The sequence below is a fragment of the Nonomuraea sp. NPDC049684 genome (assembly GCF_044465345.1).
Taxonomy (GTDB): Bacteria; Actinomycetota; Actinomycetes; order Streptosporangiales; family Streptosporangiaceae; genus Nonomuraea.
The window spans coordinates 1-1,412 of sequence record NZ_JBITLO010000037.1 but is presented as its reverse complement, the minus strand read 5'-3'; the positions used below and the strand labels follow the sequence as shown (position 1 = coordinate 1,412).

Annotated in this window: 1 protein-coding gene; it reads left to right on the top strand. The window is 68.0% G+C overall.

Translation table 11 applies throughout. The annotated features are described in order from the left end of the window. The first annotated feature begins 122 nt into the window (after positions 1-122). A complete protein-coding gene (locus tag ACIBST_RS48900) occupies positions 123-1,355 on the top strand; it encodes an IS256 family transposase (RefSeq protein ID WP_397180296.1) in 1,233 nt (410 codons plus the stop codon). Positions 1,356-1,412 lie beyond the last annotated feature (57 nt).

Below are 1,412 nucleotides of genomic sequence, written 5' to 3'. Positions count from 1 at the left end.
GGTTGCGTCCCGTCGGGTGGTGTAGATCCGGCCTTGTACGGCGCGTCGCCTTCAACGACAGGGGGCCATCGCGTGAGTCTCTGTGTGAAACCGCCAAGTGACACGCAGAGGAGAAGCACACGATGGCCCTGGATCAGTCTGCCCTGTTAGAAGTCCTTTCGGTACTGAAGAACTCCGAGGCGAGCGAGCGCATCCGGCACGCCGCCGAGACCATCTACCAAGCCCTCATCGAGGCCGAGCTGACCGCGGTGATCGGCGCCGCCCCGAACGAGCGCACCCCCACTCGGTCGGCGCAGCGGAACGGGCACCGCCCACGCACGCTGACCACCACCGCCGGTGATCTGGAACTGCAGATCCCCAAGCTGCGCACCGGCTCGTTCTTCCCCTCGCTGCTGGAACGCCGCCGCCGCGTAGATCAGGCGCTGTTCGCGGTGGTGATGGAGGCCTACCTGCACGGGGTGTCCACCCGCAAGGTCGACGACCTGGTCAAAGCCCTCGGTGCCGACTCCGGCATCTCCAAGAGCGAGGTCTCGCGCATCTGCGCCGACCTGGACGAGGAAGTATCCGCCTTCCGCGACCGCTCCCTGGCCGGGCAGCAGTTTCCCTACCTGTTCCTGGACGCGACCTACTGCAAGGCCCGCGTCAACCGCCGGGTGGTCTCCCAGGCCGTCATCGTGGCCACCGGGGTGACTGCCGACGGCCGCCGGGAAGTGCTCGGCTTCAGCGTCGGCGACAGCGAGGACGGCGCGTTCTGGACCGCGTTCCTGCGCTCCCTGAAGGCTCGCGGTCTGGCCGGAGTGCAGCTGGTCATCAGCGACGCCCACGCCGGCCTGGTCACCTCCATCGGCGCGGTCCTGCTCGGTGCGGCCTGGCAGAGATGCCGCGTGCACTTCCTGCGCAACGTCCTGGCGACCGTTCCGAAAGGCTCGGCCGAGATGGTCGCTGCGGCCATCCGCACCATCTTCGCCCAGCCCACTCCGCAGATGGTGCGCGACCAACTCGGCGTGATCGCCGGCATGCTCGGCCGCCAGTTCCCCAAGGTCGAGGCGATGCTGCACGAGGCCGCCGACGACATCCTCGCCTTCGCCGCGTTCCCGCCCGCGCACTGGAAGAAGATCTGGTCGACCAACCCTCTCGAGCGGCTGAACAAGGAGATCAAACGCCGCACCGACGTGGTCGGTGTCTTCCCCAACCCCGAAGCCCTGCTCCGCCTGGCCGGCGCCGTCCTGGTCGAAGCCCACGACGAGTGGCAGGTCGCCGACCGTCGCTACCTGTCCGAAAGCTCCATGGCCCTGCTCGCCCCGCCCAGCACCGACCAGCAGGAGGTGGCGCACACCGAACTCATGACGGCATAGTCGAACCAGCAGAGCCTCACGCGAGAACCGAGCTACACCACTCCGCGGGACGTGACC